We start from the raw sequence: 16,315 nt of genomic DNA on the forward strand, positions 1-16,315 counted from the left end.
TTCGGCGGGGGGCCCCCGGCGTTCTGCGGCCGGTGGGGGCCGGGTCTCCCCGCGGCCCCTTCCGCTGACTGCTCGCGTCACTCACCACTCCCCCGCGCGCTCCCTCGTCACCGTGGGTACGGGTTCGGGCCGGTCGCGGAACGCGGCGACGGTGCGCTCCAGGCCGTCCTGCCAGGTCACGCCCGGCAGCCAGCCGAAGATCTCCCGGGCGAAGCCGGTGACCGGGCGGGGCGGCGGGGGCCGGTCGACCGGTGCGTCGGCGAAGACGAGCGGCGAGTCGGAGCCGGTCAGGTCGATCACGCGCCGCGCGATCTCCACGGCCGTCGGTTCCTCGTCGCCGCCCAGGTCCACGGGCCGCACCGAACGCCCGGCCGCGACCAGCAGGATGCCGTCGACCATGTCGTCGACGTAGCACAGGGGGTGCGTGAGGCCGCCGTCCCCGGCGACGACGACCGGCTGCCCGGCCAGCGCCTGCTCGATGAAGGCGGCCGGCATGCCGCCGTCGTCGGTCCGCATACCGGGACCGTAGCCGGTGAACAGGCGCACGATCCCCGCGTTCGAGCCGTGGGCGCCCGCGTGCGCGGTGACCAGGGCCTCGGCGAACCGTACGGCCTCGGCCCAGGCGCTGTGCGGACCGACCGGGTCGGCGCCGCGCCCCGGGTCGGGCGGCGACGAGGCGAGCAGGAACCGGGCCCCGTCCCGTGCCGCGACGCCCAGCGCGGTACGGGTGCCGAGGCTGCCGGCGTCCAGCAGTTCGTCCGGCCGCTCCGGCCAGGCGGCGGGCGACGCGGGCCCCGCCAGATGGAGGACCAGGTCGTACGGCCCGGTGAGGGCCTCCGCGCAACCGGGCTCGGAGACGTCCCGCTCCAGGAAGCGGAACCCGGGGCGGCCGGCCAGATGGGCCACCTTCTCGGCCCGCCCCGTGGACAGGTCGTCCAGGCAGTCGACATCGGCACCCGAATCGAGCAGCCGGGTGCAGAGGTGGGAGCCCAGGAATCCGGCACCGCCGGTCACCAGGACCCGGTCCCACGGCGCGCGGGCCCTGTCGTACGGGGTGAAGGCCGCCATCGGCATCATGAGGAGACCGTCCTTCCCCGGCGCTGCGCCGGCGGTACGCGTGACGAGCGCGCCCCGAGTGCCCCACCGAGTGGCTTCCGTAACCTGACGCCTACCGCTCCCCTTCCCCGGAAGCACCGGCTGTGGCAGCGGTCACGCCTCCACCGGCACCCGCTCGCCCACCCCGCTCCCTGTGATCAACCACACTCGCGCCACCAAGTAATGCGCAGCGGAGCTGACTTGGTGTCCGCAGATGCGGCGTCGCAGGGTCGTCCGGCATCGACTCGCCCACCCCGTCTGCCACGATGGTCGGCGCCGTGTCCCGGCTCATCGGAGTGGCCGCGCAGTGCAGCCGGCGTTCTCGCTCCCGTGTCCTGTCCCTTCCGGGTCTTATGACTCGTCCTCGAGTGGCGCACTGTGTCTTCCTCTCCTGCCTCAGCCCTGACGGCCTCCGCTCCGCCTCCCTCCGAGTCCGCGTCCCGCTCGCCGTGGCGTTCCCTGCGGCACCGCAGCATGCGCTGGTGGTCCGTGGCGAACTTCGTGTCGAACGCCGGTACGTGGATGCAGCTCACGGTGCAGAACCTGCTGGTCCTGCAGATCACCGGCTCCGCGGCCGCGACGGGCCTGTCCATGTCGGTGCAGGCCGCGCCCGCACTGCTGATCAGCGTGTTCGGCGGCGCGGCCGTCGACCGCTGGCCGCGCAAGCTGACCGCCGCGGTCAGCCAGGCGCTGCTCGGCGCGGTGGCGTTCGTGACGGCCCTGCTGGTGGCGCTGGACCGCCTCGACATCACCTCACTGATGGTGCTGGCCGCCGTCACCGGCGTCATCGCCACCGTCGACGGCCCGGCGTGTTCGCTGCTGGGCAACGACCTGGTCCCGGTCGAGGACGTTCCGTCCGCCATCGGGGTGGGTGCGCTGGTGCACCAGGCGGGCCGCCTGACGGGGGCCGCGCTCGCCGGTGTGACGGTCGGCTTCCTCGGCACGGCCGCCGCGTACGCCGCGAACGGGCTGTCGTTCCTGTTCGTGGCGTCGGTCATCCCCTTCCTCCGCCCGGCCCGCGGGGCCGTCCGGTCGGCGGGGGCGGCGGTGCGCACGGCGCGCGGCCGGCGTACCGCGGACAGCGGCATGAGCGTGCGCGAGGGCCTGCGCTTCTTCGTACGCCGCCCCCGCCTGCTGGCGTTGGCGGGCGTGACCGGGGTCAGCGCCGTCTTCGGGCGCAACTACCAGCTCACGCTGGCCGTGCTCGTCACCGGGCCGCTCGCGGGCGGCGCCGGCTCCTTCGGCACGGTCTCCACGGTCCTGGCGGTCGGCGGCATCATCGGCGCGGTCCTGGGCGCCCGGCTGCGCCGGCCCTCCGTGCGGGTCGTGGGCGCGCTGGCGGCAGCGGGCGGTCTGCTGCAGGTGGTGGCCGGGCTGTCGCCGTCGGTGGCCGTCCTGCTGGTGATGGTGCTGCCGATGGCGGTGGTGGAGTCCGTCTCCGACACGGCGGGAACGGCGGTCCTGCAGACCGACCCGCCCGCGCATCTGCGGGGCCGGGTGCTCGGGGTGTGGGGCAGCGTCGGCACGGTGTGGAGCCTCGGCGGGCCGCCGGCGCTGGGCCTGCTGATGGAGCTGGCCGGGGCGCGGGGGGCACTGATGGCGGGCGGGCTGATCATCGCGGGGACCATCGGGGCGGGATATGTGCTGCACGGCCGAAGGCCCGCACGGGCGGTGCAGACGGTGGCGGACGCCACCGCGACGCCGACGCCGGCCCTGGGCACAGCGGCCTGACCCTGTGGGCGACGCTACCTCCCAGGCCGTTCAGGCACTGGGGGAGGCACGACTGCCCGCAGCTACGACGGCACGGCGGCTGCCCGCAGCCAGGACGGCGGCGCGGCTGCGCGCAGCCGGGGCGGTGGGGGACGGCGGACAGCCGCGTACGGCGAGAAGGGGCCGTGTCGGGGGGTGTCCGCCCGCAGCGGTTGGCGCGTCAACGCCCCGCCTGCTGCCAGGTAACCGATTTCGCGCCGTTCCGAGGACGGACACCCCCCGGCGCGGCCCCGACCCACCACCGGACCGAACGCGCTACACGCACCCCCACCGAACCCGCACAGGCCGCCGCAGGCACCGCGCACGGCGCCACCGCCGCTCAGGCGACCAGTTCCTGCCCCGGCCCGAGGCGGTCGAGGAGTTGGTCCAGGTGCAGTTCGGCCACGGTCGCGAGCAGGTCGGGGTGGCGCAGCAGTGCGGCCGCCCGTCGGTCGCGTTCGTCGGGCTCGAGCAGCCGGCGGAACTCGGCCGGCGTCCCGGCGGCCGGGCCGGCCTCGGCGAGTGCCGCCACGGCGAGGGCAGCCAGCTCCGGGTCGGTCAGCAGACAGGCCGCCCAGCTCGTGACGACCTCGTCCACCCAGGTCCGCCAGGCGTACTCCTCCAGGTCCACCGCCGCCGTACCGTCCGCGCCGGTGATCCAGTCGAGGCGGGCGGAGCCGCCCGGCCCCGAGACGGCCATCAGCGCGGCGTCCATCGTCGTGGGATAACGCAGCCGCGCCGCGACCGTCACCGCCTGCCGCGCCTGCGCCTCGCACAGAGCGGAGGCCAGCGCGCCGCCGGACGCCGGATAGGCGCACGTGAGCCACTGGGTGGTCGCCGCGATCACGGGGGAGAGATCTGCTTGCACTGCCGGACCGTCCGAACTGCTTGCCGAGGGGACAGGGACTCCGGCCGTCACGTGGAGCACGGAAACCCGCGCACACCGTAGCCCGCGGCCGGCCGCACGCGACATGGCCCGGACCGCCTCCACGGCGTGGCCTCGGACACACCCGGCCCGGCACCGCCGGCCGGAGGCGACCGGCCCCCGCCCGGAGGTGCCATCCTTGGACCCTGCCGATCACCGGGTGCCCGCCCGGCTTCTGGTGCGGAGGAGAACCCCCTGAGTACCGCCCTCGTCCCCGAGGCCCTCTCGGTCGCCCTGCTGCTCGCCGTCCTGGCCTTCGCCGTGCTGCGGCCCCGGGGCCTTCCGGAGGCCACGGCCGCCGTGCCCGCCGCGGCGCTGGCCGTGGCGCTCGGCCTCGTCACGCCGCACGAGGCCTGGGAACAGACCCGTACGCTGCTCCCGGTCGTCGGCTTCCTCGCCCTCGTCCTGATGCTGGCGTACCTGTGCGCGAAGGAGGGCCTGTTCGAGGCCGTGGGCGCCGCGGTGGCCCGCCGGTGCGGCGACAGTCCCCGCCGGATGCTGACGGGCGTGTTCGCGGTCGCGGCCGCGGTCACGGCCGTGCTCAGTCTGGACGCCACCGTCGTCCTGCTCACCCCCGTCGTCCTCGCCACCGCCGCGAGGTCGGGCGTCCGGGCCCGCCCGCACGTCTACGCCACGGCGCACCTGTCCAACTCGGCGTCCCTGCTGCTGCCGGTCTCGAACCTCACCAATCTGCTGGCCTTCACGGCCAGCGGGCTGAGCTTCACCCGGTTCGCCACGCTGATGTCGCTGCCCTGGCTGGCCGCGATCGCCGTCGAGTACGTCGTCTTCCGCCGCTTCTTCCGAGCCGACCTCGCCGACCGGCCCGACCCCGCGCGTCATCCCACGCCACGCCCCGCGACGCCGGATCCCGTCGTCCCCCGGTTCACCCTCGTCGTCCTCGCCCTGACCCTCGCCGGGTTCGCCGTGTCCTCCCCCGCCGGCCTGGACCCCGCCTGGGCCGCGCTGGCCGGGGTCCTGGTGCTCGGCCTGCGGGCGCTGTCCCGGCGGCATGTCACGCCCCGGGAGCTGGTGGGCGCCGCCGCCCCGTTGTTCTGTCTGTTCGTGCTGGCCCTCGGCGTCGTCGTACAGGGCGTCGTGGCGGGCGGCCTGGCCACGGGCCTGCGGCACCTGCTGCCCGAGGGAGACTCGCTCACGGCACTGCTGGGCGTGGCGACGGTGGCCGCCGTACTGGCCAACCTCATCAACAACCTGCCCGCCGTCCTGGCCCTGCTGCCCCTCACCGCACCCGCCGGTCCGGGCCCCGTCCTCGCCGTGCTGATCGGCGTGAACCTGGGCCCCAACCTGACCTACGTCGGCTCGCTCGCCACCCTGCTGTGGCGGCGCGTCCTGCACCGGCACGGCGTCGAGGCGGACCTCGGCCGGTTCACCCGGCTCGGCCTGCTCACCGTCCCGGCCACGCTGGCCGTCTCGACGGTCGCGCTGTGGGCCATGCTGCGCCTCGTCGGAGCGTGACTCGTCCCGGCACCGCGTCCGCGGTCACCACGCTCCGCCGGTGAGGGTGGGCCGCCGTACCGCCTCGGCGGCGTCCCGCAGATGCAGGGCCACGGTGATCAGGGCGCGCAGGGCGGAGGGCCGCAGGCTCTGGGCGCTCTCGGCGGCGAGCACCAGCAGGCAGCCGGCGGCCTGCTCGACCACGGGGACGGAGAACGCGAAGTCGTCGCCGTCGGCCCCGCGGAACGCGCGCCAGGGGGTCGCGGCGCCGTCGATGGCCTTCTGGACGGCGTGCTCGAGATGCTGGGCGGCCTGTTCGCACACGGGAGCCGGCAGGACGATGGTGCGATGGAACGCTGAACTGGTCATAGTCCCACTGCTCCCCCGCTCCCGGGGTCTTCCCTCGGCGCCGTGCGCGTTTTTCACCGGGTCGGCGGCGCCCGGCCGTAGTCTGACCGCCATGTCTCCCGCGCCTTCCGCACCCTCGCCATCGGCCGCGGCCACCCTGTTCACCGGCCGAACCGTCACCGGTGAACGCCGCTTGTCCGGGGCGCTCACCGAGGTGACCCTCGACGACGGGCGCACGGTGATGGTCAAGCGCGGCGAGGGCACGGGTGCCGCGCGGGCGGAGGCCGCGGGGCTGCGCTGGCTGGCCGACGCGGGCAGCGCGGGCGGCGTCCGGGTCCCGCAGGTGCACGGCGACGACGCCGACTGGCTGGTCACGGACCGGGTCGAGCAGGGGCCGCCGACCGAGGAGGCGGCGGCCGGGTTCGGCCGGGAGCTGGCGGCCCTGCACGCCGCGGGGGCGCCCGCGTTCGGGTCGCCCCCGCCGGGCGGGCCGGTGGAGGCGTACATCGGCCTCGCCCCGATGCGGAACGTCACGGGGGACGACTGGCCGCGGTGGTACGCCGGGCACCGGGTGCTGCCGTATCTGCGCCGCGCGGTCGACGCGGGCACGGTGGAGGCCGCGGAGGCGGTCCACGTGGAGCGGGTGTGCGAGCGGCTGCCCGAGCTGGCGGGGCCCGCCGAGCAGCCCGCGCGCCTGCACGGCGACCTGTGGAACGGCAACGTGCTGTGGGGTGCCGACGGGCACGTCCGGCTCATCGATCCGGCCGCGCACGGCGGACACCGGGAGACCGATCTGGCGATGCTGCGCCTGTTCGGCTGCCCGCACCTGGAGCGGATCACGGACGCGTACCGGCAGGCGGCGCCGCTCGCCGACGGCTGGGCCGCCCGCGTCGGCGTGCACCAGCTCTACCCGCTGCTGGTGCACGCCGTCCTGTTCGGCCGCGGCTACGCCGAGCAGGCCGTCTCCACGGCACGGGCTGCCCTGGCCGGGTGAGAGCCGGGGCGGCCCGTGCGGTGAACGGGCGCGTCGTCAGCGGGTCACGACGTGCCGTTCGTTCGGGACGCAGTGGGTCATCGTCAGGCCCTCCACGTTCCGCGGCGGGTTCTTGCCGAGGTTGGCCAGGCGCTCGCGGTCCTCGTCGGTGAGGTCCTGGCTCGCCAGCGGCTCCAGGTGCCGGACGTCCTGCGGGCTGATGCCGATGCCCTCGCCGACCCGCAGGCCGAGGTCGTTCTCGACCATCAGGAAGTGCCACACCATGCGCTCCTGCACCGGCCGGTCGCACTGGGAGAGGAGGTTGACGAAGTTGGCCACGAGGTCGTCGCGCTCCCACTCCTCCAGCAGCAGATAGCGCTGCCCGGCCTGCAGGTAGTCGTTGGTGCGCGGGATCCGCTTGCGGGTGAGCCGGCCGTGGATCTCCGGGCCCTGCTCGTCGTGCGTCGGGTGCTGGCCCTCGCGGAGGCCGCCGAGGACCGACGGCTCGTAGTTGACGATCGGGTTCTCGCCGCCGCCGTCGACGTGGTACGTCATCTGGCCGTCGCGCTGGTTGGTGCGCACCGGCGCGTTCTTGGCCTGGTTCACCGGCAGTTGGAGGTAGTTCGGGCCGACCCGGTGGCGCTGGGTGTCGCTGTAGGAGAAGGTGCGGCCGACGAGCATCTTGTCGTCGGAGAAGTCCAGGCCGTCGACGAGGACACCGGTGCCGAAGGAGATCTGCTCGTTCTCGGCGAAGTAGTTCTCCGGCATCCGGTCGAGCACCATCCGGCCGACCGGCTTCGCCGGGAACTGCTGCTCGGGCCAGACCTTGGTGTCGTCGAGCGGGTCGAAGTCGAGCTCCGGGTGGTCGTTGTCGTCCATCATCTGGACGAGCAGCTCCCACTCGGGGTAGTCGCCGCGTGTGACGGCGTCGTAGAGGTCCTTGGTGGCGTGGCCGAGGTCCTGGGCCTGCACGTTGGCCGCGTCCTCCTCGGTCATGCTGCGCACGCCCTGCTTGGGCATCCAGTGGTACTTGACGAGCTTCGTCTCGCCCGCCGCGTCGACCCACTTGTAGGTGTTGACGCCGAAGCCCTGCTGGTGGCGGTAGTCCGCAGGGATGCCGCGCGGGCTGAACAGGTTGACGAGCATGTGCATGCACTCCGGCGTCTGCGACATGAAGTCGAAGATGCGCCGGGGCTGCTGTTCGAACGTCACCGGGTCCGGCTTGAGGGCGTGGATGACGTCCGGGAACTTGATCGCGTCGCGGATGAAGAAGACGGCCAGGTTGTTGCCGACGAGGTCCCAGTTGCCGTCCTCGGTGTAGAACTTCACGGCGAAGCCGCGGGGGTCACGGGCGGTCTCCGCGGAGTCGCGTCCGCCGATGACGGTGGAGAAGCGGACGGCGACGTCGGTGCGCTTGCCGCGCTCCTGGAACAGCTTAGCCCGGGTGAAGCGGTCGATGGGCTCGTCGCCCCAGGCTCCGTAGGCCTCGAAGTACCCGTACGCGGTGACGCCGCGGGCGTGCACGACGCGCTCGGGGATGCGCTCCCGGTCGAAGTGGCTGATCTTCTCCAGGAACTGGTAGTTCTCCAGGGTGGCGGGGCCGCGCGCGCCGACCGTGCGCTGGTTCTGGTTGTCGTAGACGGGGTGTCCCTGCCGGTTGGTGAGCACCTTCCGGTCGTCGCCCGGTGCGGGACCCTGGCTCGATACGTCCGTCATGGTTCGCGGGCTCCTTCGACTCGTGGCCGCCGTCGGGCGCGCGGCCCTGAGCAGCGAGGCGGCCGTCGGCCGCGCACATGGGGGCGGCCCGGGTACCCGGGCGCACGGTGTCCGTCACACCCCAGTTTGCGTGGCTTCGACTGCGGTGTCGTGCGGACCGGTGCGACCGAGCGAGCCCACGGATCCCCCCATCGCACGCACCCCACACACCATGCGCCCCACCGAGACCCCACCCCACCCCACCGCACCCACCCCACCCCTCCCACGTCCCACCGCGACACGTGTCCCAGCGAGCCACATGTCTCATTGGGACATTCCAGGTGTACGCTCGCAGACATGAAGGCAGCGAAGCCCCCGACCCCCGCGTCCGCCCCCGAGGACCGGCGCCAGCGCAAGGCGCGGCGGACCCGCGACGCGCTGGCCACCGCCGCCTGCGACCTGATCCTGGAACAGGGGACGGCGGGGACCACCGTGGAGGCCATCGCCGAGCGGGCGGACGTCACCCGCCGCACGTTCAGCCGGCACTTCGCCGGCAAGGAGGATGCCGCGCTCGACTTCGTGCGCCGTGACGGCGACCGCATCAACGCACTGCTGCGCCTCCGCCCGGCCGACGAGCCGCCCCTGCTCGCGTACCGCAGGGCGGTGTGCGCCTGGCTGGCCGACCGGGAGGACCCGGCCTGGCACGTGCGCCCCCGGATGCGCCGGCTGCTGTCCCTGGTGGACAGCGAGCCCGACCTGTTCGCCGCCTACCAGCGCATCCGCGTCGACGCCCAGGAGGAGTCGGTCCGGATCGTCGCCGGCCGGCTCGGCATCGACGACGCCCGGGACGTGCGCCCGGCCGCGATCGTCGACGCCGCCGCCGGCGTCCTCGTCGCCGCCCTGCGCCAGTGGGCGCGCGGGAGCGGGGAGGACCCGGGAGCCGCGGACCTCGCCGCCCTCGTGGAGCAGGCCTACGACGCCCTGACCTCGGAGGCCGCGGCCGCGGCCCCCGACAGCACCACCGAAGAGTGAGAACACCATGAGCGACACCCGCATCACCCCCGCAGCCGGCGGCCACACCGCCGAGTTCGCCGGCCGCGCCGCCCTCGTCACCGGCGCCGCCTCCGGCATCGGCCTGGCCACCGCCCGCCGCCTGGGCACGGGCGGGGCGAACGTCGTCATCGCCGACCACAACGCCGAGGGCGCGGAGAAGGCCGCCGCGGCCCTGGCGGCGGAGGGCATACGCGCCGCCGCCGTCGAACTGGACGTGACCCGCCCGGAGTCCGTCGAGACCGCCGTCCGCTTCACCGTCGACACCTTCGGCGGCCTGGACCTGGCCGTGAACAACGCCGGCATCGGCGGCCCGAGCGCCCCGACCGGCGAGTACGACATCGAGGCCTACCAGCGCGTCGTGCGCACCAACCTCGACGGCGTGTTCTACTCGATGCGCTACGAACTGCCCGTCATGCAGGCCGCCGGCCGAGGCGGCGCCATCGTCAACGTCGCCTCCATCCTCGGTTCCGTCGCCTTCGCCGGCTCCCCCGCCTACGTGGCCGCCAAGCACGGCGTGGTCGGTCTGACCAAGGCCGCCGCCGCCGAGTACGCGGCCCAGGGGATCCGGGTCAACGCGGTCGGCCCCGGCTTCATCGAGACCCCGCTGCTGAAGACCATGGACGAGGCCGCCCACAACGGCCTGGTCGCCCTGCACCCGGCCGGACGTCTCGGGCGCTCCGAGGAGGTCGCGGAGCTGATCGCCTTCCTGCTGTCGGACCGGGCGTCGTTCGTCGCCGGCAGCTACCACCTGGTGGACGGCGCCTACACCGCCGTCTGAGCCCGGCGGCGCACGGGGGACGTCGCAGAGGGCGTCACGCGGGAGAACAGGGGGGACTCACCGGGGGGAAGTCGCGGGGGCAGGACAAAGGAGTTCGATCATGAAGGCACTGCAGTACCGCACCATCGGGGCGCCGCCCGAGGTGGTCACCGTTCCCGACCCCGAGCCCGGCCCCGGCCAGGTGCTGCTGAAGGTGACCGCCGCCGGGGTGTGCCACTCCGACATCGCGGTGATGAGCTGGCCCGCCGAGGGCTTCCCGTACGAGCTGCCGCTCACCCTCGGCCACGAGGGCGTCGGGACGGTCGCCGCGCTGGGCGCCGGGGTGACGGGCGTGGCGGAGGGCGACGAGGTCGCCGTGTACGGCCCCTGGGGCTGCGGCACCTGCGCCAAGTGCGCGGAGGGCAAGGAGAACTACTGCCTGCGCGCCGACGAGCTGGGCATCCGTCCGCCGGGCCTCGGCCGCCCGGGCTCGATGGCCGAGTACCTTTTGATCGACGATCCGCGGCACCTGGTCCCGCTGGACGGCCTCGACCCGGTCGCGGCGGTGCCGCTGACGGACGCCGGACTCACGCCGTACCACGCGATCAAGCGGTCGCTGCCCAAGCTGGTCCCCGGCTCGACGGCGGTGGTCATCGGGGCCGGCGGCCTCGGCCACGTCGCCATCCAGCTGCTGCGCGCCCTGACCGCCGCCCGGGTCGTCGCCCTCGACGTCAGCGAGGACAAGCTGCGCCTGGCCCGTGAGGTGGGCGCACACGAGGCGGTCCTGTCCGACGCGAAGGCGGCGGACGTGGTGCGCGAGCTGACCGGCGGGCTCGGCGCCGAGGCCGTGTTCGACTTCGTCGGGGCGGCGCCGACCGTGCGGACCGCCGGGGCCGTCGCGGCCGTCGAGGCCGACGTCACGCTGGTCGGCATCGGTGGCGGGTCGCTTCCCGTCGGGTTCGGGACGCTGCCCTTCGAGGTGTCGGTCAACGCGCCCTACTGGGGCAGCCGCGGTGAGCTGATCGAGGTGCTGAACCTGGCCCGTTCGGGTGCCGTGTCGGTGCACACCGAGACGTACTCCCTGGACGACGCCCCGCTCGCCTACGAGCGGCTGCACTCGGGTCTGGTCGACGGGCGCGCGGTGATCCTCCCGCACGGCTGACCGGGACGGCCGTCCGGTTGGGGGGAACGGCAGCAGGGGGCGCGACCGGTCCCCCGTTCCGGTCGTGCCCCCGCGGCCCGTCGAACCTACGTGGACGGTCGGCCGGTTGTGAATCGTCTCGGTGCCCGCTGCCGGGCCCGGAGGACTCACCCGTGCACAGGTGAGTCCGGATGACCCGGTTTCGTCCCGTGCAGGCTCGGCCGTTCGAGGTCGCCCAGGGCCAGATGGGCCAGCACCACCTCGTACAGGTCGCTGCCGGCGGCGAGCAGCTGGCGCTCCAGGACGGGCTCCGCGCTGCGCACGTGTTCGCGCACGGTCTGGGCGTGGACGCCGAGCCGCCGGGCGGCCCGCTCGGCGTTGCCGCCGACGGCGATCCAGGTGCGCAGGGTACGGCGGACGTCGCGCGCGTCGTGATCCAGCCGGCCGAGCAGGTCACCGGCCCAGGTGCGCAGCGCGGGCCCGGCGAGCAGGTCGTCGAGGCACGCCCGGCCGGGCCCGGCCGGGTTCTCGTCGGGCCCGGCGTCGAGGGCGGCTTGCGCGTTCAGCGCGAGGTGGACGGTGGCGCGGACGGTCAGATCGGTGAAGTCGGTGTGCAGCAGGCCCTCGACGCGGTCCATGCGGGCGCGGACCGTGTTGCGGCTGACGCCGAGGACCTTGGCCGTGCTGACTGCGGTGAACTCCAGCCCGAGGCGGGTGGTGGCGAGCAGTTCGGCACGGGTGTGGTGCGGCAGGCCGTCGAGCGGGCGCAGCACGCGGGCCGTCCAGTCCGCCAGGGCGGCCGGGTCCATCAGGCGCTCGGGGCGGGTCCGTTCGGCGTACACGGCCGCCTTCCCGGGACGGAACCGGGCCACGGCCAGGGCGCTCACGGCCTGCCCGTACGCGAGGGCGGTGCGGGCGAGGTTCTGCCGGGCGCTGCCGCCGAGGAAGACGCCGTCGGTGCGGCCGACGAGCGACCGCAGCGCCTCGCCGGCCGCCTCTCGGGGCGTCAGGACGATGACGTGCCCGTCCATGGCGGGGCAGCGCACCACCAGGGCTGTCTCCCCCGTCGCCGACAGGCACTCCTCGGCGAGGCGGTCGCGTTCCTCGGGGACGCTCTCCATGACGTAGACGCACGCCGTGTCGGTGTCGAGGAGGCCGGGCCAGAGGCCGGCGGCGACGCGGCGCGCGGAGACGGTGTCCTCGACCATCAGCAGTTGCAGGATGGCCAGGCGCAGGTCGGCGGTGGCCCGCCGCAGCCGCCGTCCGGCGACGGTGGACTCGTGCTCCGTCAGCAGGAGTTCCACCACCTGGGCGGTGTGGGTGACGATGTCGGCGGCCCGCCGGTCGAACGGGCGGTCGCGGGCCACTGCGAGGACGCCGGCCGGGGCAGGGCGGGCCCGCTCCACCCGGACCAGTCGCAGATGGCGGCCCCGGTCCTCGATGGCGGCGGAGGCCATCCGGCCGCCGGTGATGTCCGCTACGAGGTATGCGTCCAGCGGAGCGGGGGTGCCGGCCAGGAGGCCGCCGGTGCCGTCCTGCAGCGTCACGGTGGCGTCCACGGCTCCGGCGAGCCAGGCCACGACCCGGCGTACGTCGCGGGCGGCCGGCCGCAGGTGGTCCAGGAGTTCCTCCGCCCACCCCGCGGGCCCGCCGGTCCTCGCGTTCCGCTGCCGTGTCCCGTCCTCGCGGCCCGCCACGTCCGCCTTCTCCTCGTCCTCGACTCGCCTTCGGCCCAGGTCAGGGACGTTACCGCATGCCCGCCGACCTCGTCGTGCGTGCAGGCCGGGGCCAGGGCGGCGCTCGGCCCCTCACCTGCGGAGCTACGGTTCCACGACCTCCGACAAGGCCCCCCGGGGGGCGGGCCCGGTCATCCCGGCACAGGCCCGGTCGCCACCGGCGTACGCCGCGGACGCGCCGGCGCTGTGCGGTGGTGTCGACCGGGTCTGCCCGGCCCGGGCGCCGGGGCGGCATAAGCTCGGTGAATGGCGAAGTACTTCGACGTGCACCCCGACAACCCCCAGCCGCGCAGCATCGCCCAGGTCGCCGACAGTCTCCGCGCGGGCGCGCTGATCGCGTATCCCACGGACTCCTGTTACGCGCTGGGCTGCCTGCTGGGCACCCGCGACGGGACCGACCGCATCCGGTCGATCCGGCACCTGGACAACCGGCACCACTTCACGCTGGTGTGCCAGGACTTCGCGCAGCTCGGCCAGTTCGTGCAGATCGACAACGACGTGTTCCGGGCGATCAAGGCATCGACCCCGGGCAGTTACACCTTCATCCTGCCCGCGACGAGGGAGGTGCCGCGCATGCTCCAGCACCCGAAGAAGAAGACGGTCGGCGTGCGCATCCCCGACCACGTCGTCACGCAGGCGCTGCTGGCCGAGATCGGTGAGCCGCTGCTGTCCAGCACCCTTCTGCTGCCCGACGAGGACGAGCCGATGACGCAGGGCTGGGAGATCAAGGACCGGCTCGACCACGTCGTGGACGCGGTGATCGACTCCGGGGAGTGCGGCACCGAGCCGACGACGGTCGTCGACTTCTCCGGCGGCGAGGCGGAGATCGTGCGCCGGGGCGCCGGCGACACGACGCGGTTCGAGTAGCGGGCCGGACGCGGGTCCCGGGGGCGGGCGCCGTACCCGTGGACCGGCGTGCCACGATGGCCATGATCCACCGGACGCCGGACGTCCGTCCGGCCCCGGCGGACCGGACGCCGGGACCCGACCGAGAGGGCAGCACCACCATGACCGCCGTAGAGGGCAGCGCCGTGGACATCCCTGCCGCCGACGGAACCGCCGACGCCTATCTCGCCCGCCCGGGTGACGGGAACGCGTATCCGGCGGTGCTGTTCTTCATGGACGCCTTCGGACTGCGCCCGCGGCTGAGGGCGATGGCCGACCGGCTGGCCGGCGAGGGCTACACCGTCCTCGTACCGAACGTGTTCTACCGGCACGGACGGGCACCGGTCGTCGATCTCCCCGAGTTCATCGACCCAAAGTCGCGTCCGGAGATCTTCCGGCATCTCGGCCCGGTGATGCGGGCGCTGACGCCGGACCTGGCGATGCGGGACGCGGACGCCTGGCTCCGGTGGCTCGCCGGCTGTTCCTCCGCCGCCGCCGGCCCGGTGGGCGTGACCGGCTACTGCATGGGTGCCGCGCTGGCCCTGCGCACCGCGGGCACCTACCCGGACCGGGTCGCCGCCGTGGCCGGCTTCCACGGCGGGAACCTGGCGACCGACGGGCCGCAGAGTCCTCACCTGGTCGCCGGGGACATCACCGCGGAGGCGTACTTCGGGCACGCGGACCGGGACCCCGGTCTGCCTCCCGAGCAGCAGCAGCGTCTGGCGGCGGCCCTGACCGCGGCGGGCGTACGCCACCGCTGCGAGGTCTACGCGGGGGCGCACCACGGCTACACGCAGGCCGACACTGCCGCGTACGACCAGGAGGCGACCGAGCGGCACTGGGCGGAGCTGCTCGGCCTGCTGAGGCGGACCCTGTGACCGGCGCGGGGCCACGCGTTCCGCTGAGCGGTCGTCAAGGCCTGGCTCTCCGCGGACGGTTGCGGCCGAACCCCTGATCCTCGTCGCGTCGGGCCGGTTGTTACCGTTCCCCGGTGTCCGACTCCTCACGTGATACCGCCGAAGGCGCCGGCTGGGGCGCCGCCGAACGCGGCACCTACCGTGCCCTCGTGCCGGCCCGCACCGAGCAGCTGTCCTGGCTGAGCCCGAAGACGCTGTGGGCCGCCCGCAACGGCGTGCTGGCCTCCCTGTTCGGCGACCCCACGGGCCGTACCCGGGCCCGCTGGGCGGCACAGCGGGCGGCGGCCGGGGCACCGGCCGACAAGGTCGTGCGACGCGACGACCCGGACCGTTTCTCGTTCCTGGTCATCGGCGACACCGGGGAGGGTGACGAGCCTCAGTACGCCGTCGTGCCGGGGCTGTTGAAGGAGGGCCGGGACACCCGGTTCGCCGTGCTCGCCAGCGACGTGATCTATCCGGTGGGCAGCGCCGACGACTACGGCGACAAGTTCTTCCGCCCGTACCGGGACTACCCTGCGCCGATCTACGCGATACCCGGCAACCACGACTGGTACGAGGACCTCGGCGGCTTCATGCGGGTCTTCTGCGACGACGCCCCGCCGCTGCCGCCCGAGCCCGCCGCGCGTCCCCTCACCGGCGCCTGGCTGCGGTCCCTGCTGTGGCACCGGGCCCGCCCGGACGACGGCCGGCATCTGGACGAGGCCCGCAAGCTGCGCTCCGCGCCCGGCCAGCAGGCCGTCCAGCCGGGCCCGTACTGGGCGATCGACGCCGGGCCGCTGCGTATCGTCGGCATCGACACGGGGCTGCTGGGCACCGTCGACGCCGAACAGGGCGCCTGGCTGCGCGAGGTGTCCCGGGGGCCGCGCCCGAAGATCCTCGTCACCGGCTCGCCGCTGTACGTGGACGGCGAGCACCACCCGTGCGCCATCGAGGGCGGCGGCACGGTCGACGACATCGTGCGCGACCCCGCCCACCGCTATGTCGCGGCGATAGGCGGCGACATCCACAACTACCAGCGCTATCCGGTCGAGGTGGGCGGCCGCACGATCCAGTACGTGGTCGCGGGCGGCGGCGGTGCGTTCATGCACGCCACCCACACCATCCCCCGTGTCTCGGTGGCGGGTGTCACCGAGGACGACTTCCGCTGCTATCCGCTGCGCGGCGACTCCCTCGCCTTCTACAGCGGGCTGTACGGGCGCAGGCTGCGGCTGCGGCGCTTCTTCACGCTCACGCAGGACGAGGCGACCGCCGTGGTCACCGAGCGTCTCGGCGTCCGCCCGGGCCGCGCGCCGGCCACCGCGGCGCGGGTGACCCGGCGCACCCGGCTGGTGGCCGGGCTGCTGGGCACCGGGCGCCGGCCCGATCGCCGCAGGCGGTTCCGGCTGCCCGTGCGCAAGCTCTACACGCAGGTGTTCTCGCCCGGGTCGGCGACGTACAGCCCGCCCTTCTTCAAGTGCTTCCTGCGGCTGGACGTCACCCCGGACGCGGTGCGGCTGCGCTGTCACGCCGCCACCGGCAACCGGGCGCAGGAGGTGGACCCGCCGGTCGAGGACGAGGTGACGATCCCCCTCGGGTGACCGGGCGCCCGC

At 74.3% G+C, this 16,315-nt stretch carries 14 protein-coding genes; 9 read left to right on the top strand and 5 right to left on the bottom strand.

What is annotated here, in order from left to right; translation table 11 throughout:
* Nucleotides 1–81: 81 nt before the first annotated feature.
* Entirely contained in the window at nt 82–1,077 is a 996-nt protein-coding gene (locus AB0E77_RS29620) for an NAD-dependent epimerase/dehydratase family protein (RefSeq protein ID WP_361576554.1), read from the bottom strand.
* 396 nt (nt 1,078–1,473) lie between these two features.
* On the opposite strand from AB0E77_RS29620, the gene AB0E77_RS29625 reads away from it, so the two are divergent.
* Nucleotides 1,474–2,826, top strand: coding sequence for an MFS transporter (locus AB0E77_RS29625; protein ID WP_361576557.1), 1,353 nt, complete (start codon nt 1,474–1,476; stop codon nt 2,824–2,826).
* A 358-nt stretch (nt 2,827–3,184) separates the two neighbouring features.
* Here AB0E77_RS29625 and AB0E77_RS29630 read toward each other — a convergent pair whose 3' ends face one another.
* The gene (locus AB0E77_RS29630) at nt 3,185–3,712 is read right to left on the bottom strand and encodes a hypothetical protein (protein WP_361576560.1); all 528 of its coding nucleotides are present in this window, start codon (nt 3,710–3,712) and stop codon (nt 3,185–3,187) included.
* A gap of 252 nt (nt 3,713–3,964) precedes the next feature.
* Here AB0E77_RS29630 and AB0E77_RS29635 point away from each other — a divergent pair, with 252 nt between their 5' ends.
* A complete protein-coding gene (locus AB0E77_RS29635) occupies nt 3,965–5,242 on the top strand; it encodes an arsenic transporter (protein ID WP_361576669.1) in 1,278 nt (425 codons plus the stop codon).
* A gap of 24 nt (nt 5,243–5,266) precedes the next feature.
* Here AB0E77_RS29635 and AB0E77_RS29640 read toward each other — a convergent pair whose 3' ends face one another.
* The gene (locus AB0E77_RS29640) at nt 5,267–5,590 is read right to left on the bottom strand and encodes a hypothetical protein (protein WP_189229270.1); all 324 of its coding nucleotides are present in this window, start codon (nt 5,588–5,590) and stop codon (nt 5,267–5,269) included.
* 91 nt (nt 5,591–5,681) lie between these two features.
* On the opposite strand from AB0E77_RS29640, the gene AB0E77_RS29645 reads away from it, so the two are divergent.
* Entirely contained in the window at nt 5,682–6,563 is an 882-nt protein-coding gene (locus AB0E77_RS29645) for a fructosamine kinase family protein (RefSeq protein ID WP_361576563.1), read from the top strand.
* 36 nt (nt 6,564–6,599) lie between these two features.
* Here the strand turns inward: AB0E77_RS29645 and AB0E77_RS29650 are convergent, their stop codons facing one another.
* Nucleotides 6,600–8,258 (bottom strand): catalase, encoded by a 1,659-nt coding sequence (locus AB0E77_RS29650; protein ID WP_361576566.1) that lies wholly within the window; start codon nt 8,256–8,258, stop codon nt 6,600–6,602.
* A 336-nt stretch (nt 8,259–8,594) separates the two neighbouring features.
* Between AB0E77_RS29650 and AB0E77_RS29655 the strand changes: the two genes are divergently transcribed.
* The 3 genes from AB0E77_RS29655 (at nt 8,595) to AB0E77_RS29665 (ending at nt 11,209) form a co-directional block, all read left to right on the top strand.
* Nucleotides 8,595–9,269 (top strand): TetR family transcriptional regulator, encoded by a 675-nt coding sequence (locus AB0E77_RS29655; RefSeq protein WP_361576569.1) that lies wholly within the window; start codon nt 8,595–8,597, stop codon nt 9,267–9,269.
* A 7-nt stretch (nt 9,270–9,276) separates the two neighbouring features.
* Entirely contained in the window at nt 9,277–10,068 is a 792-nt protein-coding gene (locus AB0E77_RS29660; RefSeq protein WP_361576572.1) for an SDR family NAD(P)-dependent oxidoreductase, read from the top strand.
* A 100-nt stretch (nt 10,069–10,168) separates the two neighbouring features.
* On the top strand, nt 10,169–11,209 hold the full coding sequence (locus tag AB0E77_RS29665; RefSeq protein WP_361576575.1) for an NAD(P)-dependent alcohol dehydrogenase: 1,041 nt from the start codon (nt 10,169–10,171) through the stop codon (nt 11,207–11,209).
* Between the two features lie 146 nt (nt 11,210–11,355).
* Here AB0E77_RS29665 and AB0E77_RS29670 read toward each other — a convergent pair whose 3' ends face one another.
* On the bottom strand, nt 11,356–12,885 hold the full coding sequence (locus AB0E77_RS29670) for a helix-turn-helix domain-containing protein (RefSeq protein WP_361576578.1): 1,530 nt from the start codon (nt 12,883–12,885) through the stop codon (nt 11,356–11,358).
* Nucleotides 12,886–13,170: 285 nt separating this feature from the next.
* On the opposite strand from AB0E77_RS29670, the gene AB0E77_RS29675 reads away from it, so the two are divergent.
* The 3 genes from AB0E77_RS29675 to AB0E77_RS29685 all read left to right on the top strand — a co-directional run bounded on the left by AB0E77_RS29675 (nt 13,171) and on the right by AB0E77_RS29685 (nt 16,303).
* Nucleotides 13,171–13,791: an L-threonylcarbamoyladenylate synthase gene (locus tag AB0E77_RS29675; RefSeq protein ID WP_361576580.1), complete on the top strand. Its 621-nt coding sequence runs from the start codon at nt 13,171–13,173 to the stop codon at nt 13,789–13,791.
* 140 nt (nt 13,792–13,931) lie between these two features.
* Complete coding sequence (locus AB0E77_RS29680) at nt 13,932–14,687, top strand: dienelactone hydrolase family protein (protein ID WP_361576583.1); 756 nt, start codon at nt 13,932–13,934, stop codon at nt 14,685–14,687.
* Between the two features lie 113 nt (nt 14,688–14,800).
* A complete protein-coding gene (locus AB0E77_RS29685; protein WP_361576586.1) occupies nt 14,801–16,303 on the top strand; it encodes a metallophosphoesterase in 1,503 nt (500 codons plus the stop codon).
* Nucleotides 16,304–16,315 lie beyond the last annotated feature (12 nt).

Origin of the sequence: Streptomyces sp. NPDC032940 (assembly GCF_040636935.1) — a bacterium.
Taxonomy (GTDB): domain Bacteria; phylum Actinomycetota; class Actinomycetes; order Streptomycetales; family Streptomycetaceae; genus Streptomyces.